Consider the following 16,839-nt stretch of genomic DNA (forward strand, 5'->3'; position numbering starts at 1 on the left):
CTTGGGTAGAATACTTAAACTTCATTTCACAGAAAGGAGGGGTGCGTATGGAAGATGTTCTTTTAAAGGGTGAGGTAGGAGACATTATTTTTCAAAACAAGGAAAACGGATATACAGTATTTACAATGGAAATACAGGAGGAAGAAATCACCTGTGTTGGAGTTGTTCCGCTGATTCATTCGGGAGAAAGCCTTTCTGTTAGAGGAAGCTGGATTAATCATCCTGTATATGGAAAGCAATTGCAGGTTCAGTTTTATGAAAAATTCATGCCCACCTCTCAAAATGGCATGGAGAAATATTTGTCCTCAGGCTTAATCAAGGGGCTGGGGCCAAAAACATCAAGAAAAATTGTGGAGCGTTTTGGTGATGCCGCTTTTTATGTAATTGAAGAAAAGCCGGATTTACTGACGGAGATAAAGGGAATTACCCACGAAAAAGCACAGCGGATTTCAGAGATATTTAGAGAACAGCATGAATTACGCAAGGTCATGATGTTTTTACAAGGCTTCGAGGTTTCTCCAGCCTATACTATGCGGATTTACAAACGGTATAAAGGCAGAACCTTTGATATTGTGAAAACAAATCCCTATCGCTTGGCAGATGATATTTTTGGAATCGGCTTTAAAATGGCGGATAAAATGGCGGCAAATGCAGGAATTGCTGAGGATAACCCTAACCGCATTAAGGCGGCAGTGAAATATGTTCTAAATCAGGCGGCTTCAAATGGAGATTGTTATTTGCCAAAGGATAAGCTGATTACAGAGGCTGTGGAGCTGCTAGAACTACATCCTCTTGCCGTGGAAAATGCCATCAGAGAGTTACAGGTGGAAAGTCAAATTTGGCAGGAAAACTTGGCGGGGCTGGAGGTTGTTTATCTAAACTTTTACTATTATGCTGAGATGGCAGTGGCAAAGCGTTTTATTGAGCTTTCCATGGATTGTGAAGAAACAGATCCTGAGATATTAGAGAGACAGATTAGCAAAATGGAAAAAGAAACGGGCGTGCAGTTGGCACCGGAACAACGGCAAGCTGTGCGGGAGGCTATGAGTGGCGGTGTTTTGATTATTACAGGTGGCCCCGGTACAGGAAAGACCACTACCATAAACACCATACTACGTTTATTGGAAAAGGAAGAGAAGGAAGTGGTTCTTGCCGCACCCACAGGTCGTGCTGCAAAACGCATGACCGATGCAACGGGAGTTGAGGCAAAAACCATTCATAGGCTGTTAGGTACAACCTTTGTCAGTGATGACAATCGCAGGCAGGTTTTTGATAAAAATGAGGATGACCCAATTGAAGCGGATGTGTTGATTATTGACGAAACCTCTATGGTGGATTTGCATTTGATGCACGCACTGTTACGAGCCATAGAAAACGGCACATCTGTGATTTTTGTGGGGGATATGGATCAGCTTCCCTCTGTTGGCGCAGGGAATGTATTAAAGGATATGATTCGCAGTGAGCGTCTGCGCGTGGTTCGACTAGAACATGTTTTTCGTCAAGCCCAAGAGAGTGCAATCATTATGAATGCCCATCGTATCAATCAAGGGGAAGAGCCTGTTTTGAACGAAGGTGGAACGGATTTCTTTTTTATGCGCCGTGCCTACGGGCAAGAAGTTTTATCCACAGTGCAGGAGTTGGTGAAAAGCCGTTTGCCCAAATATACTGGACATGACGGTTTGACTGATATGCAGGTGCTGACGCCTATGCGCAAGGGAATGCTTGGTGTACAAAGCCTAAATCAGGTATTACAGCAAACCCTGAACCCTCCATCCCATGATAAAAAGGAAAAGGAATTTCGCCAAACCACCTTCCGTGAGGGAGATAAGGTGATGCAGATTAAAAACAATTATAACATTGTATGGCGTTGCTTCAGCTGTCAAGGCAAACGGACGGATGAAGGTTTGGGGGTTTATAATGGGGATGCCGGGCGTATTGTAAAGATTGACGAGGAAAATGAAATGGTTCGGGTTTCCTTTGATGATGGCAAGGTGGTTGATTATGACTTTACCCAGCTAGAGGAATTGGAACTTGCCTATGCCATAACCATTCACAAGTCTCAGGGGAGTGAATACCCTGTGGTAATTTTGCCTGTTTACAGCGGCCCGCCTATGCTGATGACCAGGAATTTGCTTTATACCGCAGTGACCCGAGCAAAAGAGCTGGTAGTACTTGTGGGTCTTCGGGAAACGGTGAACAGTATGATCGCAAACAATCGGGAGGTTGGTCGCTATACAGCATTGGCAGAACGCATACGAAATTTATACGATTTTATGAATGAACTGGAGGTACAGCCGTGAAAAACTTCATACAAGGGTTTTTGAATGTGCTGTATCCTCCTTATTGTGTTTTATGTGGCCAGTTGCTGCCTATGGAAGAATGGAAAGATGGCCTATGTAAGCCTTGTGCTGATAGCATTCCATATTTGCTGGGCAATCGATGTGGGTTTTGCGGAAGAACATTGGAATGGGGTGACATTTGTCATTCTTGTTTGGAAAACAGACCTGTATTTGAACGAGGCATTTCTGCTTTTGATTATGAAGTATTGCGAGATGGAATAGCTCGGTTTAAATTTGATGGCTCTAGGGAGGATGGAAAGGTATTTGGCCGTTTAATGGCAGATTATTTGCTTTCCTACCATAGGGATTGCATAGAGGAAATTGATTTTTTAACAGGGGTTCCCTTACATGCCCATAAACAGAAGGAGCGGGGATTTAATCAAGCGGATATTCTTTGTAAAAGCATCAGCCTTCATACAGGCATTCCTTATCAAAAGGACATTCTCGCTAGAACGAAGGAGACTATTCCTCAAAGCAAGCTGTCTGCCAAAGAGAGGCATAAAAACATAAAAAATGTTTTTATTGCCCAAAATTGTTCAGACAAATGCGTTCTTTTGGTTGATGATATTCTAACAACGGGAGCAACACTGAATGAATGCAGTCGTGCTTTATATCGAGAAGGGGCAAAAAAAGTGGAGGTTTTTTGTCTTTCAGTGACAGAGTAAAAGATTTACATCATGATAAATTTTGGCGTGTGATTTTTCTGGGACTGTACATAATAAGCCAGATGAGTACTTCTATGGAAAAGATGGAGTAGCATGAAGGATCTAGTTGAGGAAATTTTTGTGGGTGGAAATATTTTGCCGAATGCTAATTTATATTTGTATTGTAGTGAAAAAAATAGTATAATTGAATACCGTAGTGAAAAAAATGGACGAGAAATACGGGGGATCATGCAATGGTGCAGATAGGTTTTGACAATGAGAAATATTTAAAAATGCAGTCTGAAAGAATTAAAGAACGGATTGGTCAGTTTGGCGGAAAGCTGTACCTAGAATTTGGCGGAAAGCTATTCGACGATTATCATGCTTCCCGTGTGCTTCCCGGTTTTAAGCCGGACAGCAAGGTGAATATGCTGTTGCAGTTGAAGGATGATGCGGAGATTGTTATTGTAATCAACGCAGGAGATATTGAAAAGAATAAAATTCGTGGTGATTTAGGAATTACCTATGATATGGATGTATTGCGCTTGATTGATGCCTTCCGTGGCTATGGTTTATATGTTGGCAGTGTTGTTTTGGCACAGTTTAATGGACAAGCGGCAGCAATGGCTTATGAAAAGAAGCTGGAAGCCTTGGGCCTTAAGGTTTATAAGCACTATCCCATTGCGGGCTACCCTGCAAATATTCCACTGATTGTAAGTGACGAGGGGTATGGAAAGAATGATTACATTGAAACAGAACGTTCTTTGGTAGTTATTACAGCACCGGGCCCCGGCAGTGGGAAAATGGCCACTTGCTTATCTCAATTGTATCATGAGCATAAAAGAGGGATTAAGGCGGGTTATGCAAAGTTTGAAACCTTCCCTATTTGGAATGTGCCTTTGCGCCACCCTGTAAATGTGGCTTATGAAGCGGCTACTGCGGACTTGAACGATGTGAATATGATTGACCCATTTCATCTGGAGGCTTATGGAGAAACCACCATCAACTACAATCGAGATGTGGAGGTTTTCCCCGTTCTGAATGCTATGTTTGAACAAATTTATGGGATGTCATTTTATAAATCCCCTACAGATATGGGTGTAAATATGGTTGGTAATTGCATCATTGATGATGGGGCGGTGCAAGCTGCTTCTCGCAATGAAATCATCCGTAGATATTACAATGCTCTTTGTGACCATAGAAAGGGTAATATCGAAGAGGATGTTATTTTTAGACTGGAATTATTAATGAAGCAGGTAGGTGTTTCTGTTGCTGACCGCCCTGTGGTTGCGGCGGCATTGAAGCGGGCGGAGGAAACCCAGGAACCATGTGCGGCAATTGAACTGCCGGGTGGAGCAATTGTGACTGGTAAAACAACACCCTTATTGGGTGCATCCTCGGCAATGCTTTTGAATGCTTTAAAGCAATTGGCTGGAATACCAAAGGAGGAGAAGATTATTTCCCCTACTGTTATCGAACCTATACAAAAGCTCAAGGTAAACAATCTTGGCAATCATAATCCTCGTTTGCATACGGATGAGGTGTTAATTGCCCTATGCATCAGTGCATCAACAGAGGAAAAGGCCAGCTTAGCGTTACAGCAGTTAGAAAAATTAAAATGCTCCGAGGTACATTCATCTGTCATCCTGTCTCATGTGGATGAAAGCATGTTCCACAAGCTGGGTGTAAATTTGACCTGTGAGCCCAAGTATCAGACGAAAAAACTGTTCCACGGAAAGAAGTAGGAATCGATTAAGCAACCTTTTTATAAGAAATAATATCCCCTTTTATCACAGGCTGTATGCCTTTGGAAAAAGGGGGTTATTTTTTGACAAAACGGAGAAATTTCCGTTATGATATATTTATTGATAAGAAACATGAAGGAGGTTTTTGATATGGGAAAATACAATTTGCCGAAAATTGATTTACATTTACATTTGGATGGTTCCATTTTGCCCGAGACTGCATGGGAATTGGTTCAAAAACAGGGGATAGAAGTACCAGCCAAGGATTATGAAAGCTTTGTTCCTTTGATTATGGTTCCTGAGGACTGTAAGGATGTGAATGAGTGCTTAGAACGATTTGAAATACCTGTGAAAATTTTGCAGGACAAGGCCTCTTTAACCAGAGTTACTCAAGAATTAATCGGATGGTTAGAAGAAGAAGGTGTTGCCTATGCAGAAATTCGTTTTGCGCCTCAGTTGCACACCCAAAAGGGACTGACCCAGAGGGATGCCATTGATGCAGTTTTAGAAGGAAAAGAAATTGGTCTTAGAGAGCATCCCCAAGTTGGAATTGGTATCATTTTGTGTGCCATGAGTATTGGTCCGGAAACCGTAAACATGGAGGAAAACTTGGAGACTGTTCGCTTGACAAAGGAGTATTTGGGCAAAGGTGTCGTTGCTCTTGATTTGGCAGGTGCGGAGGGGATTGTGCCGCTTTCCAATTTTGCCCCCATATTTGATTTGGCAAGAGAATTAGAGCTTCCCTTTACTTGCCATGCAGGGGATAGTCAAGGCCCTGAAACAGTTGAGGATGCCTTAAATTTTGGTGCAAAGAGGCTTGGTCATGGACATCATGTTTTTGAGGATCCGACTCTATGCCAAAGAGCTATTGAAGAAGGGGCTACTTTCGAGATTTGCCCCACCAGTAATGTTTGCTGTCAAAGCACCATGAGCTATGGAGATCACTATGTGAAGAAAATGTATGATTTGGGCATGCGGGTTACCATTAACACTGACAATATGACATTGTTTGGCTTAACCTTAGACAAGGAATATGACCATTGCATCTATGATATGGGTTTTACTGAGGACGATTTGCTTCAAATGCTTTTATATTCTGCGGAAGCCGCTTTTTTAGGTGAGGCAGAGAAGGCAGCTTTGAAAGAAAGAATTCTGGCATGCCGAAATAAGTAAAAATAGAATATTAGCCAGTCCATTGCGATATCTAAAAATTACCACAACTTAATATGGTTTTTTAGTATGGAAAATAGAACCGAGCAATATAATTAGAATGAATCGGTATCTTTTGAGCAAAGGAGATGGATTATGTGCAAAAAAAATTACGTTGTTTGTTTTTAGTACTATTGCCGTTGATAGTGGGCGGATTATCGGGGTATTTAAACATGGAGGCTATGAGCCAATATCAGGTGTTAAATCAACCCCCCCTTGCCCCTCCGGCATGGCTTTTTCCTGTGGCATGGACGGTGCTATACTTACTGATGGGTATAGGTGCGGCTATGGTATGCTGTTCTGATAAGGAAGGAAGAAAGGAGGCGCTAACGCTGTTTTTTATCCAGCTTGCCTTTAACTTCTGCTGGAGTTTCTTTTTCTTTACGTTTGAATGGCGTTTGTTTGCATTTGTTTGGCTAATTATACTTCTACTTTTGGTTTTAGCAATGACAAAAGCGTTTAGTAAGGTTTCGCCTTTAGCGGCAAAACTGCAGATTCCTTATATTTTATGGCTTTGTTTTGCAGGATATTTAAACTTGGGGGTATGGTGGCTTAACCGCTGAATTTAAAGGGGTTCAGTTATACATAAACCCTTATCTGATTTGCTTAGATTTTAAGAAGCTAAAAAGAACCGATGCATACATCATGCATCGGTTTTTCTACTTCCATAAAAAAGGAGATTTAATATGAAGTGATATTCTTTTTTTGGTTTCTAAGAAGGTGTTTGGGGAATATTACACGGTAGAGGGATAACAAAAAGAAAAACCTCTTTGCTAGGCAAGGAGGTTTTTTGATTATTATATTACTTTTTAGTTACTTTACTATTCAGGTTGAGAGTCATTTTCTCGGTAAGCGTCTTTTTCTTTTTATCCTCAAGCTTCATGCCTGTAATGCCAATGATATAGATTCCCGCTAAGTCAACCTTGACATTTTTTTTCACTGGAAGAACATTATAAACGGGTTTATCACAAATAAGGGTTACAATCTGGGGGCCAACTTTTGCTCTAACCAGATTGGCTTTACGCATTTTAGAGGTTTTAGGCATTTGCTCGTAAACAGCTTTCGGTAAATTAGAAGGAGAAGGCTTTTCCTGTTTTTTATCGATGATAAAAATTTGTACAGTTGTACGGTTATTGTCTATAAAGTCCTGCGCCTGCACCATTTTACGCATACTAACCTTATTGAAATAGTACAGAAGAGCAAAGATAATGGCTAATACCACAATAATAATGATCAATACATCTGAAAAATTCACATTTGAAGCATTCACTAAAAGTTCCTCCTTAATTTTTACGTAAACAAAAGTTCACGTATGTGCAATTCATACTTGTTCTATTCTAACATTGATTTTGTTTTTAGGGAAGTAGGAAAAAAGAAAATTTAACTTTTTTTGAACGGAACATGACTTGCATATGTCTGGAAGAATATAGTATACTACAGGAAGCTTGGGGTATCAAAGGGGGCGACTTTCATGCATACACAAGTTTTTACGATATTAGCGTATTTTATTGTAATTCTCTTATTTATCAATGTGTTTTTAGCTGGGTTGGTGGTTTTTTTTGAACGCAGAAATCCTGCCAGCACTTGGGCATGGCTCCTAGTGCTGTTTTTTATACCTATTCTTGGATTTTTAACTTATTTAATCTTTGGGAAAAACGGCAAGCGGGAAAAGATGTTTTATGAGAAGGCAGCTTATGATCAAAAGGTCTATTATAAATACTTATTCCACGACCGCCATTCCATTGAAAAAATTCAGCGGCAAAAATCACTGATTGAAAACAGGGGACGTCTGGTTGAGGCAGAGTATTTAACAGATTTGGCGTATCTTCATCTAAATTCCGGCAATTGGATGACCTTTAACAATAAGGTGGCGGTTTTCAATGCGGGAAAAGATAAATTTGAAGCATTGGTGCGAGATATTCGCCGGGCAAAAAAGTTTATTCATTTAGAGTATTATATTTGGCGGGGAGACAAGCTGGGGGAACGTTTGTTGGATGAGCTGACAAAAAAAGCAAGAGAAGGGGTTGAGGTTCGCCTTCTTTATGACGGCATGGGGAACTCTTCTCTACCCAAGGATTTTTTTCACCAGCTGCACCAGGCAGGTGGACATTCGGCTGCCTTTTTACCACCGTTTTTTGTTAGAATTAATTACCGAAATCATAGAAAGCTTTGCGTAATCGACGGAGAGATTGGATATATCGGTGGTTTTAATGTTGGAGATGAATATTTGGGCATTGTGAAGCGTTATGGTCCTTGGAGAGATACACACCTTCGTTTTGAGGGGGATGCGGTGGATCAAATGCAGATTCGCTTTATTATGGATTGGAACTTTACTGCAAAAGAAGGCGCTGTTCCTCTGGAGGACAAGTATTTTCCAGAAAGGGAGCAATACGACGGTGTTGAGACCCAGATTGTTTCCAGCGGGCCTGATACACAATGGAAGAATATCCGTAATGGGTATTTTAAAATGATGAATGAGGCCGAGGATCATATTTATTTAACAACCCCATATTTTGTACCAGATGACGGCATTTTCGATTCTTTGAGGGTTGCCGCTCTTTCGGGGATTGATGTTCGCATTATGATTCCGGGAAACCCCGATCATATTTTGGTTTATTGGGCCAGTATGTCTTATTTAGGGGAGCTGCTGGATGCAGGGGTGCGCTGTTATCAATATGAGAAAGGGTTTATCCATGCAAAAACCCTTTGCATTGATGGGTTGGTTGCCTCTGTTGGTACTGCCAATATGGATGTGCGCAGCTTTGCACTGAATTTTGAAGTGAATGCATTTATGTTTGACACAGAACTGACCAAAGTGTTGGAAGCTGATTTTATAAAAGATTTGGATAATTGCATCGAGATAACGAAGGAGTGGTATGACAGAAGAAAATGGTGGTTTAAGGTAAAGGAAGCTGTGGCAAGATTGGTTTCGCCTATGCTTTAAGGAACGGAGGAAGTAAAATGATACAAGTTGGATATGAGGAAAGCCGAAAGATTTCTTATTTTCAGGTGGATGTGAATAGACTGATGACGCCAGCGGCGCTGTTTTCCGATTTGCAGGAGGCAGCTATCAATCATTCGGATTTTCTGGGATACTCTGTGGAATATTTGACGGAGATGCAGACGGGATGGGCAGTAATCAACTGGCATCTGGAAGTAGAAAGAATGCCAAAATTGGGAGAAAAGATTACCGTTCAAACTTGGTGCGAAAAATGCCGCCGGATGCAGGCAATCAGATGCTTTCATGTTTTAGACGAAAAAAACGAGACTATCATTAAAGGGATTTCCCGTTGGATTTATATGGATTTGGAAAAGCGCAAACCCGGAAATATTCCAGATGAGATGGTTGAGAAATACCATTCCGGTCAGGAATCATCAATTCCCGGGGAGAAGTTTCTTATGCCTAAGGAGGACGAGGTGTCTGATGCTGTTTCCCGTTCCTTAGAAATTACCAGGAGGGATACAGATTCTAACGGACATGCCAATAATGTAAAATACCTTGAGTGGGCAATGGATGATGTTCCCGATGATATTTATGACAATATGAAACTGAAGGATGTTCGTATTGTTTACCGTAAAGAGTGCTTGCGGGGAGACCAAGTCATTATGAAAACATATATTAATACCCTTGAGAATGGGACTGAAATATTAACCTTCCTCAAGGATAAGGAACAGACGGTCTTGGCAGAGGTGGCAACGCTTTGGCAGTAAAAGCCAAGAGCATTTGTGAAGGTGCGTAGAATATCCAAATAAGAACAGGATTTGGCTGGGTAAAATAACCGATTGCCACTGAGATATCACAACAAATGAATAGAAATAGACCCAAAAGGTATAGCCCAAAGAAAGGCTTTACCTTTTTTTGTTTCCAAAGGGAAAAGGCGATAAGGGCATGCAATATAAATAGAAGGGCATAAATTCCACCCAAAACAGGCAGAGGTAGGAGCAAGAGGGGCAGACAAAAGAAAAAACACCAAAGAGAGGGGCGCTTGTCCAGAAAAAAAGAGATATAAAAAAGCTGCACAAGGCAAAAGAAAAAAACCCCCAATTTCTCATAGGAGGAAAACAGTAGAAAACCATCACTGAGAATGGTAAATGCCGCTGCCATAGGAACGCCGTAGCGCATAGCAGGAATCAGGCATAGGCAGATAATAGAAAAGCGTACAGCGTTAATATAGGGGTACTGTGCGCAAAGGGTAATAAAAACATATAAAAATAGAAAAAAAATTGATACACTGTAATCTGTTTTGTCCATTGTGAACACCTCTTTTTTAGCTTACCCTAAAAAAGAAAGGACATTCCATAAAAAGAATGTCCCAGAATAAGTCAAGTTATTATTTTTTTATTTTGCAAGGGTTTCATGTGAAACTATTGATGTGATGAATTGATTCATCTGCATCTTTAATTTTTAGAGTGACAGCTCCAGCTTTTTGCGCATGTCAGAAATTTGCTCATCTGTCAAATCCATTGGTTGATAAGCAATGGTAATTCCGTCGTTTTCATAGCGGGGAATCAAATGCAGATGAAAATGATATACCGTTTGACCTGCAACGGTGCCATTATTCTGCATAACATTCATATGCTCAAAGCCTAAATTATGTTTCATTTCCCTAGCAATTTTTGTAGCAAGGGTAAAAAGGCGGCCTGCCAATTGAGGATCAATTTCAAAAATATTTGCTGAATGCTCCTTGGGTAATATTAGTACATGCCCTTCGTTTGCGGGAAATCGATCCAAAATTGCTTTGAATTCCTCGTCTTCATATATGGTGGCAGACGGAATATCTCCGTTTAAGATTTTACAAAAAATACAGTCGCTCATAGCAGCCCATCCTTTCGGTTTTCTTTTCAGTATAGCACGAAAGGATGGCCTTGCACAGCATTATCCGGCATAATATTTCGCAAACAGATAGCTTAAGGCATTGCCGTGACTCATCTTATCTGCAGAAATTTCAAAGAAAATATCTCTTAAATCTTGGCTGGGCATGGTTAAAAATAAAGAGCGATAAAAATCCCCATTATCAATTTCCAGAAGTAGGGTATCCTCCAACAGTTCTTGACCAACGGTATCTGGCTTGGTGCCGATTATCTCGGTCGTATCCCTAGTGCCTGTAATCAAATAATATGCTTCTTTTAGCTGATTAATATGTTTTAATTCATCCAGATACATTGTTTTCAGGACATTGGCTGAGGATGCCATATTGGGGTCGGTCATAAGAGTTGCATAACGCTCTGCCATATCAGCACTATCCTGCTGTGCCATGTATAATATCTCCATCAAATGTCGATCTTCAGCTAATGCAGCCTTTTGATTTTCTGTAAGAACCCCATTGATTCCATTTGTACCGTTGCTACCCGACACGGTAGGTGTGCCCCGCATGGTAGGTGTACCCCTCATGGTAGGAGTGCCAGTCATGGTGGGAGTACCCCTCATGGTAGGTGTACCCGACATGGTAGGCGTGCCTCGCATGGTAGGCGTACCTGTAATCGTGGGTGTGCCTTGTGTAGTTGGTGTACCCGACATTGTGGGAGTGCCATTCATTGTGGGAGTACTCCTCATGGTAGGTGTACCCGACATCGTGGGCGTGCCATTCATGGTAGGTGTACCCGACATTGTGGGAGTACCTCTCATTGTGGGAGTACCCCTCATGGTAGGTGTACCGGTCATGGTGGGCGTGCCTCCCATGGTAGGTGTGCCATTCATGGTAGGGGTGCCGGGCGTAGTGGGTGTTCCCGTTGTTCCAGGCGTGTTGTTTACTCCGGTACCTCGTTCTTGCATTTCCAGGGACGGGTTATTATTTCGGGTATTTCTGTTATATGGATACATTGGTCAGGCTCCTTTTCTTTTTTCTATCATCTTATGCAAAAAAGTTTGTTTTCTTGACTGAAAGAGCATAAAATAAGTGTGGATACCAATGAGGATTTCTGATAAGCTATAAGTATATAAAATTAGGTAAAATTTAGAGGTGGAAAAACCATGAAAAAAATTGTTTTAACCGGTGGCGGCACGGCAGGGCACGTAACGCCGAATTTGGCGCTAATTCCGTTTTTAAAAGAAGAGGGCTGGGAGGTTATTTATATTGGGTCAGAAAAAGGGATCGAGCGCAGCTTGATTGAAGCAGAAGGAATACCATATTATAGTATTCCTACGGGGAAGCTTCGCCGTTACCTTTCAAAAGATAATTTCAGTGATATGTTTCGTGTGGTAAAAGGTGTTGCAGAGGCAAAAAAGAGAATAAAAGAGATTAAGCCTGATTTGGTATTTTCCAAAGGGGGTTTTGTTGCGGTGCCTGTAGTTTTGGCGGCAAAGGCAAACGGAGTTCCGGTCATTATTCATGAATCTGACATTACTCCAGGCCTGGCAAATAAAATTGCAATGCCCTTTGCAAAGGTAATTTGTACAACGTTTCCTGAGACATTAGGACATATTTCAAAGCAAAAGGGTGTACATACAGGCTCACCCATCCGTAAGGAGCTGTTTGAAGGAAATCGACAAAAGGGACTTGAGATATGTGGTTTTGACGGCAATAAACCTGTGCTTTTGATGATGGGAGGTTCCTTGGGGGCAGTGAAGCTGAATCAGTGCCTTAGAGAGGAGCTTTCGGCACTTTCGCAAAAATTCGATATCATTCATCTTTGTGGTAAGGGGAATTTGGAAACAAAGCTGTTAAAACAAAAAGGATATAAGCAGTTTGAGTACGTTTCCGCAGGGCTGGCAGATTTATTTGCTGCGGCGGATATAATTGTATCCCGCGCAGGCAGTAATTCTATTTGTGAGTTTTTGGCATTGAAAAAACCCCATTTGCTGATTCCTCTTTCCAAAAATGCCAGCCGAGGAGACCAGATTTTAAATGCTGCTTCTTTTGCGAAACAGGGCTTTGCTAGGGTTCTTCCAGAGGAGGAAATGACACCAGAATCTTTAATGGAAAATATTCATACTTTGTATGAAAACAGAAATAAATATATAGAAAAAATGGAAAAAAGCGGTTTATCTGATGGGACGAAGGGTGTTTTGTCTCAAATCAGCAAGTTTAATAAATAATTAAGAAAAATAAATTGACACATGTCAAGAAAAAATATAAAATGCTAAAATGTGATTTGTGGTGTAAATCGCAATGATAGATTTATTAAGGAGGATACGCCATGAAAAAATATGCTGCATTGCTTGTTGCGGCTTCTTTGATGCTTTTTGCAGCAGGCTGTTCCACAAAAACGGAAAACGGAAATAATTCTGAGAAGACAGATACAATTTTGCAATCTGAACTGCCAAAAGAAGGCGACGAGATTGCTGTGGTTACTACATCAGAAGGTGTGATTAAACTGCAATTCTATCCCCAAGAAGCACCAAAGGCAGTGGAAAATTTTAAGGCTTTGGCAAATTCCGGTTACTATGATGGTGTTATCTTCCACCGTGTTATTGACGGATTTATGATTCAAAGTGGTGACCCTACAGGAACGGGAAAGGGTGGAGAAAGCAGCTTCGGAAAGGATTTTGAAGATGAGGTATCACCTAATCTTCATTTTTACCGTGGTGCATTGGCCATGGCCAACAAAGGTCCAAATACCAACGGAAGCCAGTTTTTTATTGTACAGAATGATAAGGTGACAGAGCAGGGGATTCAGTCTATCCGAGAAACGAGAGATAGCAATGAGGAATTAGGCATTACCCTGGGTGAAAAATTCTATACTTTAAATGAATTATTCCCTGATTCTGTATTGGATTATTATACCAAGCATGGCGGTAGTGTTGAGCTTGAATATATTTTCGGAAAGCCTTATACTATATTTGGGCAGGCATTTGAGGGTATGGATGTGGTGGATAAGATTGCTGCCACCGAGGTAAATGCGGAAAATGACAAACCCTTAAAAGATATTAAAATTGAAAAGGTTGAAATTACGAAGTATGCACCACAGAGCTAATGGGTAATGTGGCAAGGAGAAGAAGCGATGAAAAAGAAATTGTGGGTTGGAGCAATGATGATTGCCATGGCTCTGGGTTTGACAGCGTGCGGTGAGAAAGCAGAAGGTTCTGCCGATGAAGGCGAGAGCATTACCATTGATTTTATTAACCAAACAGGCGCTGATGTGGGGATTTTGCGAATTCGGCCCAATGACAAGGATGATTGGTCTGAGAACCTCCTTCAGGAAGAGGCGTGGAAGCAAAATTATGAAATGCCTGTGTCTTTGAGTGGTGAGCTGCCCAAGCCTGAAGATGGCTGGCAGGTAGAAATGAAATTTTTAAATGGTACAGAGGAAATTTGGCAAGGCATTGTTTTGGAGGATAACACAACTGCGGTTTTTTCCTATGAAAATGGATTGCCTGTTGTGAAAATAGAAGCCACTGAAGAAGCTGATCAGACTTCAAATACGGGCAATGTAACAGAATAAGAGTTGGAGTCAAAGGAGACTGCAAGATGGGATAAAACCGGGCTTGCAGTCTCTCTTTTTATTGGTAGATATTGAAATAAAGAGAAATATCCTCTTGTTTGAGGTGATTTTAGCCACCCTGACAAGCATGGATATGAATAAATTAGGATAAGGGGTTTATCGGCTCCGTGGATTAGGATGATGCAAAAGAAGGAGAGAGACAATGGAAACGAAGTATGTGTTTGTAACAGGCGGTGTGGTTTCTGGGTTAGGCAAAGGAATTACGGCGGCATCCTTAGGAAGACTTTTAAAATCTATGGGATACCGTGTGCGCATTCAAAAATTTGACCCATATATTAATGTGGATCCGGGAACGATGAGCCCATATCAGCATGGTGAGGTTTTTGTTACCGAGGATGGCGGAGAAACAGATTTGGATTTAGGGCATTATGAAAGATTCATAGACGAGAATTTAAAGGTAACCAACAACATTACCACAGGAAAAATTTATTGGTCTGTTTTGCAAAAGGAAAGAAAGGGAGAATATTTAGGTGCCACAGTGCAGATGATCCCCCATATTACCAATGAAATTAAGGGTCGTGTTTACGCTGCAGGAGAGGGTGCCGATGTGGTGATAACCGAAATTGGTGGTACCGTAGGTGACATGGAGAGTACACCTTTTTTAGAGGCCATTCGACAAGTAGGCAGGGAATTGGGACGGGAAAACTGTCTTTATATTCACGTGACTTTGATTCCCTATTTAACCAAAGGAAAAGAAATGAAAACAAAACCCACACAGCATTCTGTTAAGGAGCTTCTTTCCATTGGAATTCAGCCGGACATTATTGTTTGTCGTACAGAGCGTCCCATCAGTCAGGATATGAAGGATAAGTTAGCCCTATTTTGTAATGTAGATGAGGATTGTATCATTGAAAATTTGGATGCTGACAGTCTTTATGAACTGCCGTTGATGTTGCGGGATGAAGGTTTAGGAAGCATCGTATGCCGCAAGCTTGGTATGGAGGAAAAGCCCATGGAGCTTAGTGACTGGATGGAGATGCTGGAGAAAGAACGTAATCCAAAGCAAGAGGTTGCCATTGCTTTGGTTGGGAAGTACGTAGAATTGCATGATGCATATCTATCCGTTGCCGAGGCACTGCACCACGGTGGCATTTATCATCAGGCAAAGGTAAAAATCAACTGGGTGGACTCTGAAGAATTAACAAAAGAAAATGCCCATGAAATTCTTGGTTCCTCTCAGGGCATTTTGGTTCCCGGCGGCTTTGGCAACAGAGGTCTCCTTGGAAAAATGGAAGCAATACGTTATGCAAGGGAAAAGGATATCCCTTTCTTTGGAATTTGCTTGGGAATGCAGTGCGCAGTGATCGAGTTTGCAAGAAATGTTTTGGGATGGAAGTCCGCAGATTCCACAGAGGTAGATGAAAAGACGGAATACCCTGTGATTCATTGGATGCCTGACCAGAAGGATATTAAGAATCTAGGTGGTACCATGCGTTTGGGGGCTTACGAATGCCAGATTGCAGAAAATTCCTTTGCCAGAAAGGCTTATGGTGAGGCGGTTATTTGGGAAAGACATCGTCATCGCTTTGAGTTTAACAACAATTATCGGGAAGGATTGACCAATGCGGGGCTTACCATCACAGGCCTATCCCCTGATGGAAGATTGGTGGAAATGGTAGAGAACCAAAATAACCGCTGGTTTGTTGGGGTACAGTTTCATCCTGAGTTTAAATCAAGACCTAATAGGCCCCATCCTCTGTTTCGAGATTTTGTTGGCGAAGCCTTGAAAACAGAGATAGAATTGTAAGAAAATCTTAAACAAAAAATAGCCGTTTTCTAAGATTTTTCTGTTAGAATGAAACATGTAAGGGGGAAATACTCTATTTATAAAGGAGGAGTTCCGAAATGAATTCAGAAAAAAAAGAAAAGGTATTGGTACTGGTTACTGCACAAAAGAATGCCTTACGATTGATTGACTATGGTTTTTCCATGTCTCTGGCAAACGATGGAGAGTTACATATTTTGCATGTGCAAAAGGGAAACAGTGTTTTTGATGGATTGGATACTTTAAAGCGGTTACAAGAACTGATAGATTACGGCAGCAGATTGGGTGCCTGCATCCATGTTCAGTGTGATAACGATGTGGCTGGATATGTGGGTCAATTTGTGGAAAAAGAGAAGATTACCCGTGTGATTTTAGGCGAGGGTCCTACCTCAAAGCAGGAGAAGGCCCTTGGCGAGTGGGATCGCATTATTGATATTATCCCCGAAGAAGTTATGCTGCACGTGGTGGCAAGAGAAGAAACAAAGCTTCAGCGTATGATTGTGTAAGGAAAGGGGGCCGAAAAACGGCTCTCTTTTTTACGGATTATTCAGGTAATTTTGATTTTTTGTTGCAATCGGACAAGAATTATATTATCATTGCAAAGAGTGGAGAAATCTGTAACAAAATAGTTTTCATTCATTGATAAAACTGCGTGTGAATTGTATTTTGTAACATATTTCTTGATAAAGATATAG

General features: G+C 41.2%; 16 protein-coding genes. 12 read left to right on the forward strand and 4 right to left on the reverse strand.

From position 1 onward, the window contains the following. Positions 1 to 47 precede the first annotated feature (47 nt). The 5 genes from NE558_RS07110 to NE558_RS07130 all read left to right on the forward strand — a co-directional run bounded on the left by NE558_RS07110 (position 48) and on the right by NE558_RS07130 (position 6,500). Positions 48 to 2,300 carry an ATP-dependent RecD-like DNA helicase gene (locus NE558_RS07110; RefSeq protein WP_256149277.1) on the forward strand — a complete coding sequence of 751 codons (2,253 nt, stop codon included), beginning with the start codon at positions 48 to 50 and terminating at the stop codon, positions 2,298 to 2,300. Continuing rightward, the gene (locus NE558_RS07115) at positions 2,297 to 3,004 is read left to right on the forward strand and encodes a ComF family protein (protein WP_256149278.1); all 708 of its coding nucleotides are present in this window, start codon (positions 2,297 to 2,299) and stop codon (positions 3,002 to 3,004) included. Before NE558_RS07110 ends, NE558_RS07115 begins: the two co-directional genes overlap by 4 nt. Before the next feature lie 233 nt (positions 3,005 to 3,237). Further along, positions 3,238 to 4,728 (forward strand): DUF1846 domain-containing protein, encoded by a 1,491-nt coding sequence (locus tag NE558_RS07120; RefSeq protein WP_256149279.1) that lies wholly within the window; start codon positions 3,238 to 3,240, stop codon positions 4,726 to 4,728. 150 nt (positions 4,729 to 4,878) lie between these two features. Then, a complete protein-coding gene (gene add, locus NE558_RS07125) occupies positions 4,879 to 5,901 on the forward strand; it encodes an adenosine deaminase (RefSeq protein WP_256149280.1) in 1,023 nt (340 codons plus the stop codon). Between the two features lie 134 nt (positions 5,902 to 6,035). Continuing rightward, on the forward strand, positions 6,036 to 6,500 hold the full coding sequence (locus NE558_RS07130; RefSeq protein ID WP_256149281.1) for a TspO/MBR family protein: 465 nt from the start codon (positions 6,036 to 6,038) through the stop codon (positions 6,498 to 6,500). Between the two features lie 239 nt (positions 6,501 to 6,739). Here the strand turns inward: NE558_RS07130 and NE558_RS07135 are convergent, their stop codons facing one another. Further along, positions 6,740 to 7,207 carry a hypothetical protein gene (locus NE558_RS07135; protein WP_256149283.1) on the reverse strand — a complete coding sequence of 156 codons (468 nt, stop codon included), beginning with the start codon at positions 7,205 to 7,207 and terminating at the stop codon, positions 6,740 to 6,742. A gap of 201 nt (positions 7,208 to 7,408) precedes the next feature. Here NE558_RS07135 and cls point away from each other — a divergent pair, with 201 nt between their 5' ends. Beyond that, complete coding sequence (gene cls / locus NE558_RS07140) at positions 7,409 to 8,881, forward strand: cardiolipin synthase (protein WP_256149285.1); 1,473 nt, start codon at positions 7,409 to 7,411, stop codon at positions 8,879 to 8,881. Positions 8,882 to 8,898: 17 nt separating this feature from the next. Further along, positions 8,899 to 9,648 (forward strand): acyl-[acyl-carrier-protein] thioesterase, encoded by a 750-nt coding sequence (locus tag NE558_RS07145; RefSeq protein WP_256149287.1) that lies wholly within the window; start codon positions 8,899 to 8,901, stop codon positions 9,646 to 9,648. On the opposite strand, the gene NE558_RS07150 is transcribed toward NE558_RS07145, so the two are convergent. The 3 genes from NE558_RS07150 to NE558_RS07160 form a co-directional block, all read right to left on the reverse strand. Next, entirely contained in the window at positions 9,596 to 10,189 is a 594-nt protein-coding gene (locus NE558_RS07150; protein ID WP_256149289.1) for a lysoplasmalogenase family protein, read from the reverse strand. The two genes, NE558_RS07145 and NE558_RS07150, sit on opposite strands and share 53 nt — an antisense overlap. Before the next feature lie 153 nt (positions 10,190 to 10,342). Then, on the reverse strand, positions 10,343 to 10,753 hold the full coding sequence (locus NE558_RS07155) for an HIT family protein (protein WP_256149291.1): 411 nt from the start codon (positions 10,751 to 10,753) through the stop codon (positions 10,343 to 10,345). A 60-nt stretch (positions 10,754 to 10,813) separates the two neighbouring features. After that, positions 10,814 to 11,758, reverse strand: coding sequence for a hypothetical protein (locus NE558_RS07160; protein WP_256149293.1), 945 nt, complete (start codon positions 11,756 to 11,758; stop codon positions 10,814 to 10,816). A gap of 150 nt (positions 11,759 to 11,908) precedes the next feature. Here NE558_RS07160 and NE558_RS07165 point away from each other — a divergent pair, with 150 nt between their 5' ends. From NE558_RS07165 to NE558_RS07185, 5 genes are all read left to right on the forward strand, one after another. Further along, complete coding sequence (locus NE558_RS07165; protein ID WP_256149295.1) at positions 11,909 to 12,973, forward strand: undecaprenyldiphospho-muramoylpentapeptide beta-N-acetylglucosaminyltransferase; 1,065 nt, start codon at positions 11,909 to 11,911, stop codon at positions 12,971 to 12,973. A gap of 101 nt (positions 12,974 to 13,074) precedes the next feature. Continuing rightward, a complete protein-coding gene (locus tag NE558_RS07170; protein ID WP_305145017.1) occupies positions 13,075 to 13,851 on the forward strand; it encodes a peptidylprolyl isomerase in 777 nt (258 codons plus the stop codon). A gap of 27 nt (positions 13,852 to 13,878) precedes the next feature. Further along, complete coding sequence (locus NE558_RS07175; RefSeq protein ID WP_256149297.1) at positions 13,879 to 14,319, forward strand: hypothetical protein; 441 nt, start codon at positions 13,879 to 13,881, stop codon at positions 14,317 to 14,319. A 202-nt stretch (positions 14,320 to 14,521) separates the two neighbouring features. Then, a complete protein-coding gene (locus NE558_RS07180; RefSeq protein WP_256149299.1) occupies positions 14,522 to 16,126 on the forward strand; it encodes a CTP synthase in 1,605 nt (534 codons plus the stop codon). A gap of 98 nt (positions 16,127 to 16,224) precedes the next feature. Beyond that, complete coding sequence (locus NE558_RS07185) at positions 16,225 to 16,650, forward strand: hypothetical protein (RefSeq protein WP_256149301.1); 426 nt, start codon at positions 16,225 to 16,227, stop codon at positions 16,648 to 16,650. The last annotated feature ends 189 nt before the right edge of the window (positions 16,651 to 16,839 follow it).

Source organism: Anaerotignum propionicum (genome assembly GCF_024461735.1).
In the GTDB taxonomy this organism is placed as follows: Bacteria; Bacillota; Clostridia; order Lachnospirales; family Anaerotignaceae; genus Chakrabartyella.